Below are 18,249 nucleotides of genomic sequence, written 5' to 3' on the forward strand. Positions count from 1 at the left end.
CGGGAGGACACGGCATGAGCGAGACCATGCAGGTCCACCCCTCGTCGGTGCCCTGCGCGGGCGGTGCCACGGTCTGGCTGACCGGGCTGCCCAGCGCCGGGAAGTCGACCGTCGCCGCGGGGGTGGCCGACCGGCTGCGGACCGTGCGCTGCGGCGTGGAGATCCTCGACGGCGACCTCATCCGCACCAACCTGTCCAAGGGCCTCGGCTACAGCCGCGAGGACCGGGCGGTGAACATCCGCCGGATCGGGTTCGTGTCCGGCCTCCTCGCCCGCAACGGCGTCATCGTGCTGGTCGCCTCGATCGCCCCGCACGCCGACGTCCGCGAGCAGGTCCGCGCCGACCACGTCGGGCACGGGGTGCCGTTCGTCGAGGTGCACGTGTCGACGCCGCTGGAGGTCACCAGCGAGCGCGACGTCAAGGGTCTCTACGCTCGACAGCGCGCGGGCGAGGTCAGCGGGCTGACCGGGGTGGACGACGAGTACGAGGTGCCCGAGCACCCCGACGTCGTCCTGCCCACCCACGAGCAGACGGTGGACGAGTCGGTGTCGGCGCTCATCGACCACCTCGTCGCGCGTGGGATCACCGAGCGCCCCCACACGGGCCTGCGCGACCTGCAGCACGCCGCGTACGGCCCGAGCACCGACGAGCACGCCGGAACGGAGCACGCATGACCGCCGTCGACACCCACGGGGTGCCGCTGCCCGACGGTGCCTCGGGCACCGTCGTCGTCCCGCCGCCGGACGGACGTCCGGGCACCTGGGCGGGGGCGCCGAGCGCGGTCCACCGCGACGGCGTCTTCCACCTCGCCTACCGGCTGCGCCGGCCCGAGGGGGAGGGGCGGGGCTACGCGAACGTCGTAGCCCGGTCGACCGACGGGGTGTCCTTCGGCGTCGTCGCCGTCGTGGACAAGGACCGGTTCGCCGCGGAGTCGCTCGAGCGGCCGGCGCTCGTGGTGACCCCGGAGGGCCGCTGGCGGCTCTACGTCAGCTGCGCGACGCCGGGTACGAAGCACTGGTGGGTCGAGCTGCTCGAGGCCGACACCCCCGAGGGACTCGCCACCGCCCCGTCGACGACGGTGCTGCCCGGCGACGCCGGGCCCGGTGGCTGGGCCGTCAAGGACCCGGTGGTGCAGTCGCACGGCGGGATCTGGCACCTGTGGGCCTCGGTCCACCCGCTCGACGACCCGGACGCCACCGACCGCATGACCACCGAGCACTACTCGAGCCCGGACGGGGTGGCCTGGACCTGGGCGGGCACCGCGCTGCGCGCCGAGGCGGGCCGCTGGGACTCTCGCGGCGTCCGCGTCAGCTCGGTGGTCGACCTCGGCGACCGGCTCGTCGCGACCTACGACGGCCGGGCCAGCGCGGCGGAGAACTGGGAGGAGCGCACCGGGGTCGCTCTCGACGGCGCGGCGTTCGGCACCTTCCGGATCGTGGGCGACGGGCCGGCCGCCCAGGCGCCCGAGCCGGCGCGCGCCGGGGCCGGGCTGCGCTACCTCGACGTCGTGGCCCTGCCCGGCGGCGGCTACCGCCTCTACTACGAGGTGACCCGCGCCGACGGGGCCCACGAGCTGCGGACCGAGGCGGTGGCGGCCCGGACCGACTCGCCGCTGGTGGACGCGGCCTGACATGGCCCTCCCCGACTTCCTGCTGATCGGCGCGCCCAAGTGCGGGACGTCGGCGCTGCACCGGGCGCTCCAGGGACACCCGCAGCTCTTCCTGCCCGAGGTCAAGGAGCCCAAGTTCTTCCTCACCGACGGCCCGCCACCGAGCTCCGGCGGGGGCCCGGGCGACGTCGAGACCTGGGGCGAGCACGTGTGGCGCCGTGCGGACTACGAGGCGCTCTTCGATCCGGCCCCGGCCGGCGCCCGGCGCGGTGAGGGCACCGTCTTCTACCTCTACGACACCGACGCGCAGAAGCGGATCGCGGACCTCGTCCCGGACGCGAAGCTCGTCGCCGTCCTGCGCGACCCGGTGGAGCGGGCGCACTCGAACTGGTCGCACCTGCGGGAGGCCGGCCTCGAGCCCGAGGCCGACTTCCTCACCGCGTGCCGCCTCGAGCCGCAGCGCCGGGCCGCGGGCTGGGCGCACTTCTGGCACTACGTCGCGCAGGGCCGCTACGGCGAGCAGGTCGAGAACCTCTTCTCGCTCTTCCCCCGCGAGCAGGTGCTGCTAGTGCGCTACGCCGATCTCCGCGACGCCCCGGTCCTGACGGCGGACCGGGTCTGCGCCTTCCTCGGTGTGGAGACGGGGAAGGTCGGCGGGGTGCCCCGTCACCACGTGCGCTCCGACGTCCACGGCCGGACCAGCGGGCCCACCCCCGAGGAGCGGGCCGCGGCGCTGCCGTGGTTCGCCGACGACGTGGCCCGCCTGGAGTCGCTGACGGGGTGGTCCCTCGGGAGGTGGGCTTCGCCCACGTGAGCACTAAGTGTCGCTATACCGGCATTTAGTGCTCACGAGCGCGCAGCGCACCGGCGCGGCCCGGATCCTCCGGGCCCCACAGCGTCGTCGTGACCTCGCGCTGCACCGCCGGGATCACCTCGGTCGCGAACCGCTCCAGCACCTCCTGCTGCTGGGACCACGGCAGCACCGGGTTGATCGACACCGACTGGACGTCGTGCCGGTAGGCCTTGTGGTAGTCGACGATCTTCTCGGCGACCCGCTGCGACGTGCCCACCAGCGCCGGACCGTGCGCGACGGCGTCCTCCATCGTCGTGAACGACATCGTCTTGCCCTTGCGGGTGTCGCCGGCGTGCGCGGCGGCGAGCTTGGCCGCCATCGCCTCGTAGATCGGCCGGTACTGCGCGATCGCCTCGGCGTCCGAGTCGGCGAGGAAGAGCCCGCCCGAGCCGGCGCCGACGTAGCCCACCGCCGGGTCGTGCCCGTGCTCGACGAGCTTCTCGCGGTAGCGGTCGATGAGCACCTGGTAGGCCTCGCGCGGCTGCAGCGCGTTCGCCGAGAACAGCGGGTCGCCCCACCGCGCGGCCAGGTCCACGGCGTGCGTCGACGTCGCCGAGCCGTGCCAGATGCGGAAGGGGCCGTCGAAGGGCCGCGGGAAGGTCGTGACGCCGTGCAGGTCGGCGTGGTGCGTCCCGGTCCAGTCGACGTCGGTCTCGCGCAGCAACCGGCGCAGCAGCTCGTAGTTCTCGGTGAGGTACTCGTACTGGCGGCCCAGCTCCAGGCCGAACATGCCGAAGTGGCGGTCCTCGTTGCCCTTGCCGATGACGATCTCGAGGCGGCCGCCGGAGAGCTGGTCGACCGTCGCGTAGTCCTCGGCGACACGGACCGGGTCGAGCAGCGACAGCACCGTGACCCCGGTCGAGAGCAGGATGCGGTCGGTGGCCTGGGCGAGGGCGCCGAGCAGCACCGTCGGGGCCGAGGACACGAACTCGCCGGCGTGCCGCTCGCCCACCGCGTAGGAGTCGAACCCGAGCCGCTCGGCCCGCACCGCCGTCGCCACCACGCGCTCGAGGCGCTCGTGCACGCTGATGATCTCCCCGGTGACCGGGTGCGGGGCGTGCGGGACGATGTCGAGGACCTGGAAGCGCATGACGGTGCTCCTTGCGGACGACGGCGGCCCGGGTCCGGGTCGCGGTGGGGCTCCGGCCGGAGCCCGGCTCGGACCAGGGGCCGGATTCAGACCAACGGTGGCCCCGGCCGGTCGCCGGGCTCGTGGCGCAGCGGTGGGCCGACCGCGACCCGGGCGCCCGGGGTGCGGCCGCGGCCCCAGCCGATCGCCTCCCGGTAGCTCCCGAGTGTGCCGCCCAGCGCGGCCTCGTCGGGACCCTCCGGCAGCGGATCGCGCTCGGGAGCGACGAACAGCGCGTCGACGGGGCACCAGGCCTCGCAGAGGAAGCAGGTCTGGCAGTCGGCCTGGCGGGCGACCACCGGGACGCCGTCGGGGCCGCGGTCGAACACGTCGGTGGGACAGACGTCCACGCAGCGGTCGCAGCCGATGCAGCGCTGCGCGGAGACCAGCTCGATCACGCCGCCACCTCCAGCGCCGCCGAGCGGGTCCAGGGCTCGTCGAGCCCGCCGACGTCGAGGCGGTGGTGCCACGTCGGGTCGCTGCCGGGGCGGTCCTCGCGCTTGTGCATCCCGCGCGACTCGTCGCGGGCCAGCGCCGCGGTGTACATCCAGCGGGCGACCGCGGTCATCGCCGCGGCCTCGCGTGCCCGCCACGGGTCGGCGTCGGCGAGCCCGGCGCGGGCCTCGCGCCACAGCCCGTGCAGCGTCTCGAGGGCCGGGGCGAGCCGGTCGCCGTGACGCAGGTAGTTGAGGTCGTAGGGGAGCACCTGGTCCTGGACCTCGCGCACCATCTCCCGCGCGGTGATCCCCTCCCCGCCGGCCGGTCGCAGTCCGGCGCCGCCGGCCGGGACCGCGGCCCGGCGCCGGTCGGCGACGGTGCGGGCGTGGGCGGCCGCGGCGCGTCCGGCCCAGCTGCCCGACGACAGCGCCCACGCCGCGTTGTGACTGCCCCCGCCGGTGAAGCCGCCGCAGATGTACTCGCGGGTGGCCACGTCGCCGGCGGCGTAGAGCCCGGGCACGTCGGTGTCGCACGCGGTCGAGGCCAGCGCGATCCCGCCGGTGCCGCGGACGGTGCCCTCGGCGAGCAGCGTGATCGGGAACCGGTCGGTGAAGGGGTCGATGCCCGCGCGGTCGAAGGCGAGGAAGAAGTTGGGCTGGCCGCAGCGCATCGCCTCGCGCTCGGCCGGGCCCGCGTGGTCCAGCCGGGCCAGCACCGGCTCGGAGAGCAGCGTCCGGGCGATCACCGACCGGCCGCGGGTGCTGCCCGCGCCCTCGAGCACCGTGCCGTCGGCGCGGTAGAAGGAGGCGTAGCTGTAGTAGGCGGTCTTGGTGACCGAGCTGTGCGCGGGCGCGATCGCGTAGGCGTTGGAGAACTCCATGCCCGACAGGTGCGCCCCGACCTCGGCGGCGGCCAGCGTCCCGTCGCCGGTGTCGACGTGGGTGCCGAGGGCGCCGCTGGCGAAGGCGCAGCCCCCGGTGGCGAGCACGACGGCGCCGGCGCGGATCCGGTAGTCGCCGCCGGCCTGGCGACGCTGCCCGGCGGCGCCGACCACGGCCCCGTCGGCGTCGGTGAGCAGTTCGAGCAGCGGGGAGTGGTCGAGGATCCGCACCCCGGCGCGGCGCACGAGCATCCGCATCCGGCGCATGTACTCCGGGCCCTGCACGCCGCGGCGGATCTGGCGGCCGTCGTCGTCGACGGGGAAGGGGTAGCGGCCGCGCGCCGCGAACTCGTTCATGCCCGCGTAGGTCTCGTCGAGCACCCGGCCCATCCACGCCCGGTCGGCGAGGTAACCGCCGAGCGCCTCGCGGGAGGCCATCGCCTCCTCCCGGGCCTGCGGGTCCGGCTCGACGTACCAGACCCCGGTGCCGGCGGCGGCCGTCGCGCCGCTCGCCCCGCACCAGCCCTTGTCGACGAGCACGACGTCGGCCCCGGCGTCCGCGGCGCGCAGCGCCGCCCAGGTGCCGGCCGGGCCGCCGCCGGCGACGAGCACGTCGGTCTCGATCTCCAGCACGTCGCTCACGGGCGCGGTCCTTCCTTCTCGGCGGTGGTGGAGCCGGGTGCCGCGGGTTCGGGCGGGCGCAGCGCGCGCAGCCGCAGGGTGAAGACCTGGTTGCGGTCGTTCCGGCTGCCCGGGGTGCGCCCGTGTCCCCAGCCGATCCAGCCGCGGTACTCGCCGAACCGGCCCTCGCGGGCGAGGGACTCCTCGTCGCGCAGCGGGGAGCCCTCGGGGGCCGGCCCGGAGAGCGGTGAGACGAACAGGGCGTCGGTGGGGCAGTGGGCCTCGCACAGGAAGCAGGTCTGGCAGTCGGACTGCCGCGCGATCGACGGGTGAGCGTGCTCGTCGGCGTCGAAGACGTTGGTGGGGCAGACGTCGACGCAGATGCCGCAGTCGATGCAGCGGGCCTCGCTGATCACCTCGATCACGACGCGATCACCGCCTCCCGCGCCGACGCCGGCGCCACCGTGACCTCGTCGAGCCCCCAGACCCGCAGGCGACGGGCCTGGGCGGGATCGGTGCCCGGGTGGTCGTCGCGGACGTGCATCGCCCGCGACTCGGGCCGGGCGAGGGCGGCCCGGTACATCCACCGGGCGTGGGCGACCATCGCGGCGGCCTGCCGGCTGTGGGTGCCGGGCCGGTCGGCCGGGGCGAGGGAGTCGACGACCTCCTCCCACAGCGGGTCGAGCACGGCGAGCGACTCGCGCAGCCCGGCCCCGGTGCGGAAGCGGTTGAGCTCGAGCGGCAGCACGCGGGACTGCACTGCTGCGACGACACCGGCTGCGACGACGCCGGCCGCGTCGACCCCGGCCGCCTCGCCCCGGGCCGTCGTCGCCGGACGCAGCCCGGCCCGCCCCGCGGGACGCGGCGTGCCCACGGGGCGGCGACCAACCGCGGACCGGGCCGCGGCGGCGCCCGCCCAGCTCCCGGACGAGATCGCCCACGCGCCGTTGTGGCTGCCACCGCCGGTGATGCCGCCGGTGATGTCCTCGCGGGAGGCGGCGTCGCCCGCGGCGAACAGGCCGGGCACCGTCGTCGCGCAGCCCTCACCGGGGACGGCGATGCCGCCGGTGCCGCGCACCGTGCCCTCGAGCACCGCCCGGACCCCGAAGCGCTCCCGGAACGGGTCGATGCCCATCTTGTCGAAGGGCAGGAAGAAGTTGGGCTGGGACCAGCGCATCTTCTGGTGCAGCTCCGGTTCCGCGCGGTCGAGTCGGGCGTACACCGGGCCCTCGACCATGGCGCGCTGCAGCGCCGGGCGCCCCATCCCGCCGATGTCGAGCTCGGTGCCATCGGCCCGGCTGTAGGTCGCGAACTGGTACATCAGGCCCTTGGTCTCGGCGCCGAACGCGGGGGCGGTGCCGTACTGGTTGGAGAACTCCATCCCGGAGAGCTCCGCCCCGACCTCGGCGGCCATCAGCGCGCCGTCGCCGGTGTCGACGTTGCAGCCGAGCGCGCCGGAGAGGAACGCGCAGCCGCCGGTGGCGACGACGACGGCGCCCGCCCCGATCGTCCACGGCGCGTTGCCGTGCTGGCGGTGCACGCCGGCCGCTCCGACGACCGCGCCGTCGTCGTCGTGGAGCAGCTCGGTGGCGGGGGACTGGTCGACGACGAGGACCCCGGCGCGGCGCACCCGCCGGCGTTGCAGCCGCATGTACTCCGGTCCCTGCAACGAGCCGAGGTAGCGGCCGGGGCCGTGCTGGTCGGCCGGGAAGGGGTAGCCGGCCGCGGCCAGCTCGTGCACCGCGTCCCAGGTCCGCGCCATCGCCGCGGCCATGCGGCCGGGATCGGTGAGGAAGCCGCCCTCGCGCGTGCGGGTGTCGATGGCCCGCTCGCGGGCGTCGCCCTCAGGCGGCACGAACCACAGGTTGTTGCCGCCCGCGGCGGCCGCCCCGCTCGTGCCGCACCAGCCCTTGTCGACCAGGGCGACGGTCGCGCCCTCGGCCGCGGCGGCGAGCGCGGCCCAGGTGCCGGCGGGACCGCCGCCGAGGACCAGCACGTCGACCCGCGGCGGGACCGCGACGGGCCGGCGGGCGCTGCGCCGGACGCGCTCGGGGCCCGTCATGCGCGGCCGCCCGGCGCGACCCACGAGTTCACGTCGAAGGGCCCGGCCGCGAGCTGCTGGGAGACCAGGAAGTCCAGCGTGGTCTTCGCCGTCGCGACGTCGGTCGGGGTGACCGCCGGGTTCCCGAACTCCGCTGCCGGGTAGGACTGGGCGATGATCGCCTGGGGGAGCCCGGACACCTTGGCGGCGTAGGCCTGGTAGGCCGACGGGTCCTTCGCGATGCCGGCCGCGGTCTCGGCGATCGCCGCGTTCCAGGCCGAGGCGAGCTGCGGGTACTTCTGCGCGGCGTCGGTGCCGATGGTGATGTAGCTGTTGCCGGGCAGGCCGGGGTGCGCGCTGGCCTTGTCGATCACGGCGTAGCCCTTGCCGGCCAGTTGGGGCGCGACCGGCACCGGTGCCGCGTAGGCGGCGATGTCGCCCTTGTCGAGGGCCTGCTGCGCGCTGTTGGCCAACAGGAACGTGATCTTGACCTGCGAGGCGAGGCCGGCCTGCTGCAGGAGCCCGACGAGGTAGCGGTGCATGTAGGAGCCCTGCTGCGTCGCGACGGTCTTGCCGCGCAGGTCGTTCAGCGAGGTCACGCCGCGCCCGGCGATCAGCCAGGCGTCCTGCCCGCGCAGGCTGACCCCGGAGAGCTCGGTGGGCAGGTTCGCCGCGCGGCCGGAGACGGCGGGGGTGTCGCCGAGGACGCCCATGTCCAGGGAGCCGCCCTTGAGTGCCTGGTTCAGGTTGGGGCCGTTCGGGAAGGACGTGAACGCGACGTCGCCGATGCCGGCGGCGGAGAGGTGGCGCTGCAGGATGCCCTGGCTGTAGGCGTACTGCTCGACGCCGTACCCCTGCTGGCTGCCGGTGACGATGACGCCGACGCGCAGGGTGGCGCCGGAGCCCCCGGACCCGCCGGAACCCCCGGACGAGCACGCGGTGAGGGCCAGCGAGACGATGGCCAGCGGGACGACGGCGAGTGCGGCGCGCCGCAGCAGGCGGATCACGGGGTGTTCTCCTCGGGGAGCGGGTCTTCGGAGGGGGTCGCGGCGTTCCCGACCCCGAGCCAGCCCAGGAGCTGGTCGCGGTGGGTGCCGAACTCGGGCCCGCTGGGGTCGCGGGGGCGGTCGAGGTCGACGGGGAGCTCGTGGGCGAGGGCGCCCTCGCGCAGGACGACGGCGCGGTCGGCGAGGGTCACGGCCTCGTCGACGTCGTGGGTCACGAGGATCGCGGTGAGGCCGCGGCGCGCGCACAGGTCGGCGATGAGGCGCTGCATGCGCAACCGGGTCAGCGCGTCGAGCGCGGCCAGGGGCTCGTCGAGCAGCAGCAGGTCCGGGTCGCGGACCAGCGCGCGGGCGAGCGCGACCCGCTGGGCCTCGCCGCCCGAGAGGGTCTTGGGCCACTGGTCGGCGAGGTGCTCCAGCCCGACCTCGCGCAGGGCGGCGAGGGCCCGGTCCCGGACGTCGGCCCCGCGGAGCCCGAACGCCACGTTGCGCCACGCCTTCTGCCAGGGCAGCAGGCGCGGCTCCTGGAACGCGATCGACACCCGGGCGGGCACGCGCACCCGGCCCTGCGCCTCGCGGTCCAGGCCGCCCAGGATCTTCAGCAGCGTCGTCTTGCCCGAGCCGCTCGCGCCGAGCAGGGCGAGGAACTCGCCGGGGCGCACCTGCAGGTCGACCCCGCGCAGGATGTCGCGCTCGCCGAAGCGGCGGCGGACGTCGTGGGCGTCGACGGCGAGGGCCGCGACGGGCGTGTCGGCGGTGGTGTCGGCCGGGACGGTGCCCGGCAGCAACGAGGTCACGGTCAGCTCGCCTCCAGGCCCTGGCGCCAGGTCAGCAGCACGCGCTCGAGCACCCGGACGACGAGGTCCGAGAGCAGGCCGAGCAGGGCGTAGACGACCAGGCAGACGACGATCCGGTCGGTGCGCAGGTTGTCCTGCGCCTGGAGCATCAGTGACCCGATGCCGCCGTCGGAGGAGATCTGCTCGCCGACGACGAGGGCGAGCCAGGCGATCCCGAGGGCCAGGCGCAGCCCGACCAGGATGTTGGGCAGCGCGCCGGGGAGCACCACCGACCGGATGACGCTCCAGCGGCCGGCGCCGAAGGTCCGCGCGGCCTCGACCAGGCGCGCGTCGACGTTGCGGATGCCGACCAGCGTGTTGACGTAGACCGGGAAGCAGACGCCGAGGAAGACCAGCGCGATCTTCGGGGTGTCGCCGATGCCGAACCACAGGATGAGCAGCGGGGTGATGCCGAGGAACGGCAGCGTGCGCAGCATCTGCATCGGGCTGTCGATGACGTCCTCGCCCACGCGGAAGAGCCCCGAGGCCAGCGCGAGCACGAGCCCGACGGGGACACCGAGGGCGAGGCCGGTGGCGGCCCGCTGCAGCGAGGTGAGCAGCGCGGTGTCGAGGTCGCCGGAGGCGAACATGTCGACCGCGGTCCGCACGGTGTCGATCGGCGAGGACAGCGTGTCCGGGGTCAGGACCCCGACCTCGGCGAGGACCTGCCAGACCACGAGCAGGGCGACGACGACGAGCGTGCGCCGGACGGGCCGGGGGATGCCGCGTCGGACCCGCGCGGCGCGCAGCGGCAGATCCCGCAGCACGGGGGCGGTCGGGGTCGGGTGGTCGGTGGCGACCGGGGGTGCGGACACGGGTGCCCTTCGGGTCGGTGGGCCCCGGGCACGCGCGGCCGTACCCCACCGTCGGCGGCGCTGCCGGGCAGGGGCGGAGGGCGTGCAGGCGCACGCGCGGCCCAGGAGGACTCGCGGCCCACGGCGAGAGGGGCGGGCCGGGTCAGGCTCTAGGAAGGGCGACAGACCGCGCTGGCGGTGCGCTTGAAGTCGAGGTGGCGACGGCGGCAGAGAGCGAGCTCGCCCATGCCGTCCTCCTCGCAGGTGGTGACCCGACCCGGGGACGCTCCCGGCCGGCTCCTTGCATCCTGTGATCCGGGTTGCACGAGGGTCAAGGGGGACCGGGGCGCTGTGTGACCCGTCTCAGTCGCTTGTCCCGACAACCGTCACGAATCGTGACCGCGACGCCGAGGGGTCCGACCGCGAGGGAGGCGGCCGGACCCCTCGGGTCCCGCGGAGCGGCCTCAGACGTGCGCGGGCAGCTCGGCGCGGCTCCAGGTGTTGACGAACTCCAGGCCGCTGCGCTGGAACAGCTGCGTGACCGGGCAGCGGCGCTCGGTCTCGGAGACCAGGGTGTCGAACTGCTCGGGGGAGGCGTCGGTCTCGACGGTCGCGCGGACCTCGACCTTGTCGAAGTTCGCGTTGCCCTGCGCGCCGCCGACCAGCACGGCGGTGTCGAGGTCGCCCACGATGTCGAAGGTCCACTGCCCGAGCGAGATGCCCAGGTCCTTGGCGACGAGGCTGGCGGTGACCTGGTTGCACGAGGTCAGGGCGCCGAGCGCGTAGAAGAGCGGGCTCGGGGCCGAGTCCTTGCCGCCGAAGGCGGGGTAGGCGTCGGCGGTGAAGACGTGGCCGCCCTCGCCGCCGGCGGTGAGGGTCTGGAAGACGCCGGTCCCCTCGCCGTGCACGGCGAACGGGACGACGGTCTCCTTGGGCGCGATGGCCATGGGGGTGCTCTCCTGTCGAGCGCGTGGGGGTCACCGGCATGCGGACACACGCCGGCTGATCGGGGACGCGCGAGGGTTCGCGCGGGACACCGCGACGGATCGCCGCGGGTGGTGGAGTGTGGGCGGACGCTCAGCGGGCGGGTCGACAGCCCATCGACGGCGTACGGCACAGGTCGACGTGCAGACGTCGCACCAGGCGCGGGCTCACGATCACCGTTCCTACTCGATCAGGCACCGCCCTGCCAGCCCGTCCTGCCTCACAGGAGGGGGAGCACCCCTTCGCCGACCTGGTAGGCCTCCTCGAGGTGGGGGTAGCCGGAGAGGACGAACTCGGAGATCCCGAGCTCCTGGTACTCGGCGATCCGTTCCGCGACCTGCTCGTGGCTCCCGACCAGCGCGGTGCCCGCCCCGCCGCGCACCAGCCCGACCCCGGCCCACAGGTTGGGGCTGATCTCGAGGTCGTCGGCGGACCCGCCGTGCAGGGCCAGCATCCGCTGCTGACCGACCGACTGGCTCGTCCGCAGGGTGGCCTGGGCCTTCGCGATGGCGGCCGGATCGAGCGCGTCGAGCATGCGCCGCGCCTCGGCCCAGGCCTGCTCAGCGGTGTCGCGGGTGATGACGTGCAGCCGGATGCCGAAGCGGAGGTCCCGGTCGAGCTCGTCGGCCAGCTTCCGGACGCGCCCGATCTTCTCCGCGACCTGCGCGGGCGGCTCGCCCCAGGTGAGGTACACGTCGGCGTGGCGGGCGGCCACGGGCAGCGCGGCGTCGGAGGAGCCGCCGAAGTAGATCGGCGGGGTGGGGTCCGGGGCGGCGAGCGTCTCGGCCCCCGCGACCCGGTAGTGCTCGCCGGCGAAGTCGAAGGGCTCGGACCCCCAGGCGCCGCGGAGCACCGTCAGGAACTCGGCGGTCCGGGCGTACCGGTCGTCATGGTCGGTCCAGTCGCCGAAGCGCTGCTGCTCCACCGCGTCGCCGCCGGTGACGACGTTGAGCATCAGCCGCCCGCCGGAGATCCGCTGGTACGTGGCGGCCTGCTGGGCGGCCAGCGTCGGGGAGATCAACCCGGGGCGGAAGGCCACGAGGTAGCGCAGGGTGCGGGTCTCGCGCAGCAGGGCCGCCGTCGTGATCCAGGCGTCCTCGCAGAACGTCCCGGTCGGGGTGAGGACCCCGGAGAACCCGAGGTGCTCGGCGGCGCGGGCGACCTGGGCGAGGTAGTCGATCTCGGCGGGCCGGGGTGCGTCCCCGGCCTGCCCGCGGTCGGCGTGGCGGCGCGCGACGATGCCGCGGGCGTCGCCGGACGTGGGCAGGAACCAGTGCGGAGTGATCATGGCGCGAGCGCCAGGTGCACGAATGTGGTCGCGGGAGCGACCACATCCGTTCACAGGGGCGCAGCCCTCCCTTCGAAGCGGCGGTCGACGATGTCGGCGAAACGGACGCGGCCGGGGATCACCCCGGCGTCGGAGAAGGCGTCGGCGAGGTCCTGCTCGGACGCCACCAGCCGGTCGTCCATCGGCACCGGCAGGTCCGGGCCGCGCTGCGCCGCCAGCTGCGTGACCGGGAGGGCGAGCTTCGTCTCCCGGCTCCAGACGACGGCGCGCTGGTCGCGGTGGGTGTCGGAGTAGCGCATGGCGGCGTCGACCCGGCGCAGGTAATCGGCGACCGCCGCCTGCTTCCGCGGGTCGGCGAGCGCCTCGTTGCTCGCGACCTCGAACGAGTAGCCGTTCGCGGTGCCGTCGCCGGTGGCGATCACCCGCGCGCCCGACTCCAGCTGCGCCTGGGCGGTGTAGGGATCCCAGGTGGCCCAGGCGTCGACCTGGCCCTGCTTGAACGCCGCGTAGGCGTCGCTGGGCTGCAGGTAGCTCGGGTCGATGTCGTCCATCGTCAGCCCGGCGGCGCGCAGCGTGTACAGCAGCTGGCCGTGCGCCGACGTGCCCTTGCCGAACGCGACCTTCTTGCCCCGCAGGTCGGCCACGGTGTGGATGGGCGAGTCGTGCGGCACGAGGATCGCGTCGGAGACGACGTTGCCCTGCGAGGCGGCCACCAGCTGCACGCGGGCCTTCGCCGCGGCGGCGAAGATCACCGGGGTGTTGCCGGTCTGCCCGATGTCGATGGCGCCGGAGCGGGCGGCCTCGATCAGCGGCGGGCCGGCGCTGAAGGTGGTCCACTCGATCCGGTACGGCAGGCCGCCCAGGAGGTTCGCGGCCCGTAGCAGCGACTGCGTGCCGCCCTTCTGGTCCCCGACGTGCAGGACGACGCCCGCCGGGTCGGCGGGCGGCTGCACGGGTGGCCGCGAGCGCGGCACCGACGAGCAGCCCGCCAGCACGACGAGCACCAGGGCGACGCCGACCAGGACACTAGGCCGTCGCATCGTCGATCACCCCGAGCTCGGCGAGCACCGTGGAGCGCAGGTCGGCCACGTCGTGGCGCGGCCGGGGGCCGGGGGCGTGGTCGGCCACGATGCGGCCCTCGTCGAGCACCAGCACCCGGTCCGCCAGCGCCAGGGCCTCGTCGACGTCGTGGGTGACGAGCAGGATGCCCGGGCGGTGCCGGCCCCACAGGTCGAGCACGAGGTCGTGCATCGCGATGCGGGTGAGGGCGTCGAGGGCGCCGAACGGCTCGTCGAGCAGGAGCAGGTCGGGCTCGCGGACCAGGGCACGGGCCAGCGAGGCCCGCTGCGCCTCCCCGCCGGAGAGGGTCAGCGGCCAGGCGTCGGCCCGCTCGGTGAGCCCGACCTCGGCGAGCGCGCGGTCCGCCGCGTCGGCGGCGTCGTCGCGGTGGAGCCCGAGCAGGACGTTGTCGCGCACGCTGCGCCACGGCAGCAGCCGCGGCTCCTGGAACGCGACCGCCACCGAGCCGGGCACCTCGACGGTGCCCTCGACGCCCTCGGCCGCCGTGTCGTCGAGCCCGGCGAGCACGCGCAGCAGCGTGCTCTTGCCCGACCCGCTGCGCCCGAGCAGCGCGACGAACTCGCCCGGCCCCACGGTGAGGTCGAGGCCCTCGAGCACGCGGCGGCCGCCGAAGTCCCGGACGAGGCCGGCGACCCGGGCGGGAGCGGTCACCGGGGCGCTCACGCGTCGGCCCCGGCGAGCACCGGGCGCCAGCGCAGCGCGCGCCGCTCGATGCGGCGCACCAGCGCGTCGGTGCCCAGCCCGAGCAGGGCGTAGACGACGAGGCCGACGACGATGACGTCGGTGCGCAGGAACTCCCGGGCGTCGGTGATCATGTAGCCGAGGCCGCTGTCGGAGGACACGGTCTCGGCCACCACGATCGAGAGCCAGGCGATGCCGAGCGAGAGGCGCAGCCCGGTCAGGGCCGAGGGCAGCGCGCCGGGCACGACGACGTGGCGGATCACCTCGCGCCGGTCGAACCCGGAGACCCGCGCCATCTCGAGCAGCTTGGGGTCCACGCCGCGGACCCCGGCGTGGACGTTGAGGTAGATCGGGAAGAGCACGCCCAGCGCGACGAGCAGCACCTTCGGCGTCTCCTGCACCCCGAACCACAGGATGAACAGCGGGACGAGCGCGAGGTGGGGCAGCGTCCGCAGCATCTGCACCGGCGGGTCGATCAGCAGGCCGCCCCAGCGCGAGAGCCCGGACCACACCCCGAGGACGAGGCCGACGACCGCGCCGAGCAGGAACCCGACGACGACGCGGGCCAGCGACACCGCGAGCCCCTGCGGCAGCTCGCCGGTCAGGGTGACGTCCCACGCGGCGGTGAGGACGCGCCACGGCGAGGCGAGCTCGTCCTCGGCGAGCAGGCCCGTCGTGGACGCGAGCTGCCAGACGACGACGATCGCGACCGGCGAGATCCAGCGCTGCCAAGTCGGGAGGCGGCGACGGGGTCCCGACGACGGGTCGGGTGGGGTGGGGGACGAGGGGGCCGAGGCGCGCGCGGGCGCGCCGGGCAGGGTGGTGGACACACGGGCTCCGGACGTCGGGGGGAGAGGTCGGCGTGTGTCAGCGACAGGTGGTGGCGTCCAGGCGCATGAGGTCCACGTGGCGGCGCCACGCGAACACCCATCCCGGACCCATGCCCTGATCGTGCGGGAATCGGACGCGTCGACGCAACCCAGCGTGGCCGGGCGGGCGCGGGCCGCGACGGCCACACATGATCACCAGCACAGGACGCAGCCCGGAGTCGCCCGCCGGGTGCGTGCAGTGCCCCTCGAGCTCGGCCCGCCCGCGCCTCGCACCCCCTCACGCCCCTGGCCCCCTGCGCTGACCTGTGAAAAGTCCGGAATAAGGGGGGTGTAAAGCACCCGGCTCAGGGTGTGCATACTTTCGCACCATGACCGAGGTCCTTCTGGTGCAGCGCCTGCACGTGGACCTCGGCCGTCTCGGCTCGACCACGTGTTGTTGCTGACCGGATAGCCCGGGCCGTCCCCTCTGCGCGGGACGCCCCCTGTCGGCCGTGTCGGGCTCGTCGGACGAGCCCGCCCGGACCGGCTGCCGGGTTCCTCGCCGAACCGGCTTCCCCGGACGCGCCGTGGCGTCCGCCCCCCATCGCCTCCTCGCCGAGGCACGCCTCCCGGGTGCTCCCCCTCGATCCCGGGACCGGTCGAAGGATTCCCATGGGTTCTCCCCGCGATACCGCCTACGCCGACGCGGCCACGCAACGTGCCCGCGCGGCCACGGTGCGTCCAGGCGACGACTGGAGCCGGGTCCTCGACCCGCCGGTCCGCGTCCTGACCGAGCTCGGTGGCGTCGTCCGGCTCGGCGGCCAGGTGCTGTGGAGCCTGGTGCGCCACCCGCGGGGCCACTGGGCCGAGACGCGCGACGAGATGTACCGGGTGCTCACCCGCTCCGCGGTCCCGATGGTGCTCGCGGTGTTCACGTTCGCCCTGATGATCGGGATCCTGGGGCTGAACTTCCTCAACCTGCTCGGTGCCGCCTACCGCTACGGCCAGTACTTCTTCATCGTCAACACCCGCGACTTCACGCCGTGGATCAACTCCATGGTCGTCGCCGGCATCGTCGGGACCGCGCTCACCGCCGATCTCGGGGCCCGCGTCATCCGGGAGGAGATCGACGCCCTCGAGGTGCTCGGGCTCGACCCGGTCCGCGAGCTCGTGGTGCCCCGCGTGCTGTCGATCTCGCTGCTCACCCCGCTGCTGATGGTCGTCAGCCTGGTGATGGGCATCGTCGGCGGGCTCTACAGCACCGTCACCTACGGCGACGTCCCCGCCGCGGACTACTGGGACACGCTGTTCAAGAACCTGACCTCGGTGGAGCTGGTGGTCGCGGTCGGCAAGAGCGCGGTCGTCGGCTTCGTCACCGGCATCGTCTGCGCCCACAAGGGACTGACCGCCCGGGGCGGGTCGATCGGCGTCGGGCGGGCGGTCAACGAGGCCGTCGTCATGGCCTTCGTGCTGGTCTTCCTCGTCGACTTCGCGGTGAACGTCTCCGCGCTCGGCCTCTTCCCCGAGATGGGGTCGGTCCGGTGAGCGCCCCCGCGAAGGAGCCCCGCGAGATCGAGCTCGACACCGGCCGCCTCGCCCGCAAGGTCCGGGACCTGTTCGCGAACGGCGCCGAGATGGTGCGCTTCTCGCTGCAGGTGCTGCGGACCATCCCGAACGCGGCGCGCACGTTCCCCACCGAGGTCGTCCGGCAGGGCGCGATCCTGGTGGTCTCCAGCGGGCTGGTCATCTGGTTCATGGAGTTCCTGATCGGGGTCATCTTCACCGTCCAGGGGCACTACACGACGCGGCAGTTCGGCGCCTCGGGCTACGTGGCGATCTTCCCGGGCTACGCCGGGCTGCGGACCTGCGCGCCGGAGATGTGGGGCTGGATCCTCGCGGCGAAGGTCGGGTGCGGCTTCGTCGCCGAGCTCGGCTCGATGCGCGCCAACGAGGAGGTCGACGCGCTCGAGGTGATGGGTATCGACCCGGTCTCGTACCTCGTCAGCACGCGGGTGCTCGCGTCGATCCTCGTCATGCCGTTCCTGTTCATCGTCGGGCTGGGCCTGCTCTACCTCGGGGCGTTCCTCATGGGCGTCGAGGTCCTGCGGTCGGTCTCGCCCGGCGGGTTCCTCCAGGTGCTGTGGGCCTTCCAGAGTCCGCTCGACCTGCTGTTCTCGATGATCTGGACGATGGCGCTCGGCATCGTCGTCGTGCTCGTCGGCTGCTGGTACGGCTTCACCGCCACCGGCGGCCCGGTCGGGGTGGGCCAGAACACCGCCCGGTCGATGGTCGTGAACATGGTGCTGGTCAGCCTCGTCGGGCTGTTCTTCCAGCAGCTGTTCTGGGCCGGTTTCCCCAACGCCCCCGTGGCGAACTGACCCGGAGCGAGCCGATGACGATCCAGGAGAACGTCCCCACCACCGAGATCCCCCGGGCCGACGGCGGCGGCGCCGCGATCGAGCTCGAGGGCGTGACCAAGTCCTTCGGCGGCGGCCCGCCGGTGCTCGACGACCTCGACCTGCGCCTCCGCGAGGGTGCGATCACCACCGTGCTGGGGCCGTCGGGCACCGGCAAGAGCGTCCTGCTCAAGCACGTGCTCGGCCTGCTCGAGCCCGACCGCGGCCGCGTGCGGGTCTTCGGTGAGGACCTGTGGGCGATGACGCTGGCGCAGCGGCGGGCGCTGCGCACCCGGTTCGGCGTGCTGTTCCAGGACGGCGCGCTGTTCGGCTCGATGGACCTCTTCGACAACGTCGCCTTCCCGCTGCGCCGCCACACCGAGCTCGACGAGGACGAGGTCGAGGAGAAGGTGATGACGCGGCTGCGGGAGGTCGGCCTGGAGGACTCGAAGGACAAGGCCCCCAACGAGATCTCCGGAGGGATGCGCAAGCGGGCGGGCTTCGCGCGCGCCCTCGTCATGGACCCCGAGATCCTGCTCTTCGACGAGCCCGACTCCGGCCTCGACCCGGTGCGCACCAACCTGCTCACCGACCTCGTCCTGAGGATCCACGAGGAGCACGGCGGCACGTACGTGCTGGTCACCCACGACATCGCGACGGCCCGCAAGGTCTCCGACGACGTCGGCGTGCTGTACCGGGGCCGGCTGGTGCACTCCGGGCCGGCGGACGAGGCGTTCGAGTCCGACGACGAGTTCGTGCGGCAGTTCCTCTCCGGGGACTCCGACGGCCCGCTCGGGATGGACTGA

19 protein-coding genes are annotated in these 18,249 nt (G+C 74.3%); 6 read left to right on the forward strand and 13 right to left on the reverse strand.

What is annotated here, in order from left to right; translation table 11 throughout:
• The first annotated feature begins 14 nt into the window (after positions 1 to 14).
• From cysC to HH311_RS16910, 3 genes are read left to right on the forward strand one after another with little or no spacing between them, the layout of a single operon-like run.
• A complete protein-coding gene (cysC, locus tag HH311_RS16900; RefSeq protein ID WP_211190376.1) occupies positions 15 to 674 on the forward strand; it encodes an adenylyl-sulfate kinase in 660 nt (219 codons plus the stop codon).
• The gene (locus tag HH311_RS16905; protein WP_169184843.1) at positions 671 to 1,630 is read left to right on the forward strand and encodes a hypothetical protein; all 960 of its coding nucleotides are present in this window, start codon (positions 671 to 673) and stop codon (positions 1,628 to 1,630) included. The genes cysC and HH311_RS16905 overlap by 4 nt, the downstream gene beginning before the upstream one ends.
• A gap of 1 nt (position 1,631) precedes the next feature.
• Positions 1,632 to 2,423 carry a sulfotransferase gene (locus HH311_RS16910; protein ID WP_169184844.1) on the forward strand — a complete coding sequence of 264 codons (792 nt, stop codon included), beginning with the start codon at positions 1,632 to 1,634 and terminating at the stop codon, positions 2,421 to 2,423.
• Between the two features lie 25 nt (positions 2,424 to 2,448).
• Here the strand turns inward: HH311_RS16910 and HH311_RS16915 are convergent, their stop codons facing one another.
• From HH311_RS16915 to HH311_RS16975, 13 genes are all read right to left on the reverse strand, one after another.
• Positions 2,449 to 3,552, reverse strand: coding sequence for an LLM class flavin-dependent oxidoreductase (locus HH311_RS16915; RefSeq protein ID WP_169184845.1), 1,104 nt, complete (start codon positions 3,550 to 3,552; stop codon positions 2,449 to 2,451).
• An 86-nt stretch (positions 3,553 to 3,638) separates the two neighbouring features.
• Complete coding sequence (locus HH311_RS16920; protein WP_169184846.1) at positions 3,639 to 3,989, reverse strand: ferredoxin family protein; 351 nt, start codon at positions 3,987 to 3,989, stop codon at positions 3,639 to 3,641.
• The gene (locus tag HH311_RS16925) at positions 3,986 to 5,551 is read right to left on the reverse strand and encodes an FAD-dependent oxidoreductase (RefSeq protein ID WP_169184847.1); all 1,566 of its coding nucleotides are present in this window, start codon (positions 5,549 to 5,551) and stop codon (positions 3,986 to 3,988) included. Before HH311_RS16925 ends, HH311_RS16920 begins: the two co-directional genes overlap by 4 nt.
• Positions 5,548 to 5,955, reverse strand: coding sequence for a ferredoxin family protein (locus HH311_RS16930; RefSeq protein ID WP_169184848.1), 408 nt, complete (start codon positions 5,953 to 5,955; stop codon positions 5,548 to 5,550). The genes HH311_RS16925 and HH311_RS16930 overlap by 4 nt, the downstream gene beginning before the upstream one ends.
• On the reverse strand, positions 5,952 to 7,592 hold the full coding sequence (locus HH311_RS16935) for an FAD-dependent oxidoreductase (RefSeq protein ID WP_169184849.1): 1,641 nt from the start codon (positions 7,590 to 7,592) through the stop codon (positions 5,952 to 5,954). The genes HH311_RS16930 and HH311_RS16935 overlap by 4 nt, the downstream gene beginning before the upstream one ends.
• Positions 7,589 to 8,578, reverse strand: coding sequence for an ABC transporter substrate-binding protein (locus HH311_RS16940; protein WP_169184850.1), 990 nt, complete (start codon positions 8,576 to 8,578; stop codon positions 7,589 to 7,591). The genes HH311_RS16935 and HH311_RS16940 overlap by 4 nt, the downstream gene beginning before the upstream one ends.
• The gene (locus HH311_RS16945; RefSeq protein WP_396027450.1) at positions 8,575 to 9,363 is read right to left on the reverse strand and encodes an ABC transporter ATP-binding protein; all 789 of its coding nucleotides are present in this window, start codon (positions 9,361 to 9,363) and stop codon (positions 8,575 to 8,577) included. Before HH311_RS16945 ends, HH311_RS16940 begins: the two co-directional genes overlap by 4 nt.
• A gap of 11 nt (positions 9,364 to 9,374) precedes the next feature.
• Positions 9,375 to 10,226 carry an ABC transporter permease gene (locus HH311_RS16950; RefSeq protein WP_312030204.1) on the reverse strand — a complete coding sequence of 284 codons (852 nt, stop codon included), beginning with the start codon at positions 10,224 to 10,226 and terminating at the stop codon, positions 9,375 to 9,377.
• Between the two features lie 443 nt (positions 10,227 to 10,669).
• A complete protein-coding gene (locus tag HH311_RS16955) occupies positions 10,670 to 11,152 on the reverse strand; it encodes an OsmC family protein (RefSeq protein ID WP_169184851.1) in 483 nt (160 codons plus the stop codon).
• A gap of 257 nt (positions 11,153 to 11,409) precedes the next feature.
• Positions 11,410 to 12,477, reverse strand: a complete 1,068-nt coding sequence (locus HH311_RS16960) for an LLM class flavin-dependent oxidoreductase (RefSeq protein WP_169184852.1) — start codon at positions 12,475 to 12,477, stop codon at positions 11,410 to 11,412.
• 50 nt (positions 12,478 to 12,527) lie between these two features.
• Positions 12,528 to 13,517 (reverse strand): ABC transporter substrate-binding protein, encoded by a 990-nt coding sequence (locus HH311_RS16965; protein WP_169184853.1) that lies wholly within the window; start codon positions 13,515 to 13,517, stop codon positions 12,528 to 12,530.
• Positions 13,504 to 14,220, reverse strand: a complete 717-nt coding sequence (locus HH311_RS16970; protein ID WP_312030205.1) for an ABC transporter ATP-binding protein — start codon at positions 14,218 to 14,220, stop codon at positions 13,504 to 13,506. Before HH311_RS16970 ends, HH311_RS16965 begins: the two co-directional genes overlap by 14 nt.
• A complete protein-coding gene (locus HH311_RS16975; protein WP_312030206.1) occupies positions 14,217 to 15,068 on the reverse strand; it encodes an ABC transporter permease subunit in 852 nt (283 codons plus the stop codon). Before HH311_RS16975 ends, HH311_RS16970 begins: the two co-directional genes overlap by 4 nt.
• Before the next feature lie 651 nt (positions 15,069 to 15,719).
• Here HH311_RS16975 and HH311_RS16980 point away from each other — a divergent pair.
• Genes HH311_RS16980 through HH311_RS16990 form a run of 3 tightly spaced genes read left to right on the forward strand, consistent with a single transcriptional unit; the run spans position 15,720 to position 18,249 of the window.
• Positions 15,720 to 16,592, forward strand: coding sequence for an ABC transporter permease (locus HH311_RS16980; RefSeq protein WP_169184854.1), 873 nt, complete (start codon positions 15,720 to 15,722; stop codon positions 16,590 to 16,592).
• Positions 16,589 to 17,425 carry an ABC transporter permease gene (locus HH311_RS16985; RefSeq protein ID WP_312030207.1) on the forward strand — a complete coding sequence of 279 codons (837 nt, stop codon included), beginning with the start codon at positions 16,589 to 16,591 and terminating at the stop codon, positions 17,423 to 17,425. The genes HH311_RS16980 and HH311_RS16985 overlap by 4 nt, the downstream gene beginning before the upstream one ends.
• A gap of 14 nt (positions 17,426 to 17,439) precedes the next feature.
• The gene (locus HH311_RS16990) at positions 17,440 to 18,249 is read left to right on the forward strand and encodes an ABC transporter ATP-binding protein (protein ID WP_169184855.1); all 810 of its coding nucleotides are present in this window, start codon (positions 17,440 to 17,442) and stop codon (positions 18,247 to 18,249) included.

It is taken from the genome of Actinomycetospora sp. TBRC 11914, from assembly GCF_012933465.1.
Classification (GTDB): domain Bacteria; phylum Actinomycetota; class Actinomycetes; order Mycobacteriales; family Pseudonocardiaceae; genus Actinomycetospora.

What these genes read in the sequence shown, in the direction of transcription:
- cysC (WP_211190376.1), top strand. Translation starts at nt 15, where the DNA reads ATGAGCGAGACCATGCAGGTCCACCCCTCGTCGGTGCCCTGCGCGGGC.
- HH311_RS16905 (WP_169184843.1), top strand. Translation starts at nt 671, where the DNA reads ATGACCGCCGTCGACACCCACGGGGTGCCGCTGCCCGACGGTGCCTCG.
- HH311_RS16910 (WP_169184844.1), top strand. Translation starts at nt 1,632, where the DNA reads ATGGCCCTCCCCGACTTCCTGCTGATCGGCGCGCCCAAGTGCGGGACG.
- HH311_RS16915 (WP_169184845.1), bottom strand. Translation starts at nt 3,552, where the DNA reads ATGCGCTTCCAGGTCCTCGACATCGTCCCGCACGCCCCGCACCCGGTC.
- HH311_RS16935 (WP_169184849.1), bottom strand. Translation starts at nt 7,592, where the DNA reads ATGACGGGCCCCGAGCGCGTCCGGCGCAGCGCCCGCCGGCCCGTCGCG.
- HH311_RS16955 (WP_169184851.1), bottom strand. Translation starts at nt 11,152, where the DNA reads ATGGCCATCGCGCCCAAGGAGACCGTCGTCCCGTTCGCCGTGCACGGC.
- HH311_RS16960 (WP_169184852.1), bottom strand. Translation starts at nt 12,477, where the DNA reads ATGATCACTCCGCACTGGTTCCTGCCCACGTCCGGCGACGCCCGCGGC.
- HH311_RS16965 (WP_169184853.1), bottom strand. Translation starts at nt 13,517, where the DNA reads ATGCGACGGCCTAGTGTCCTGGTCGGCGTCGCCCTGGTGCTCGTCGTG.
- HH311_RS16980 (WP_169184854.1), top strand. Translation starts at nt 15,720, where the DNA reads ATGGGTTCTCCCCGCGATACCGCCTACGCCGACGCGGCCACGCAACGT.
- HH311_RS16990 (WP_169184855.1), top strand. Translation starts at nt 17,440, where the DNA reads ATGACGATCCAGGAGAACGTCCCCACCACCGAGATCCCCCGGGCCGAC.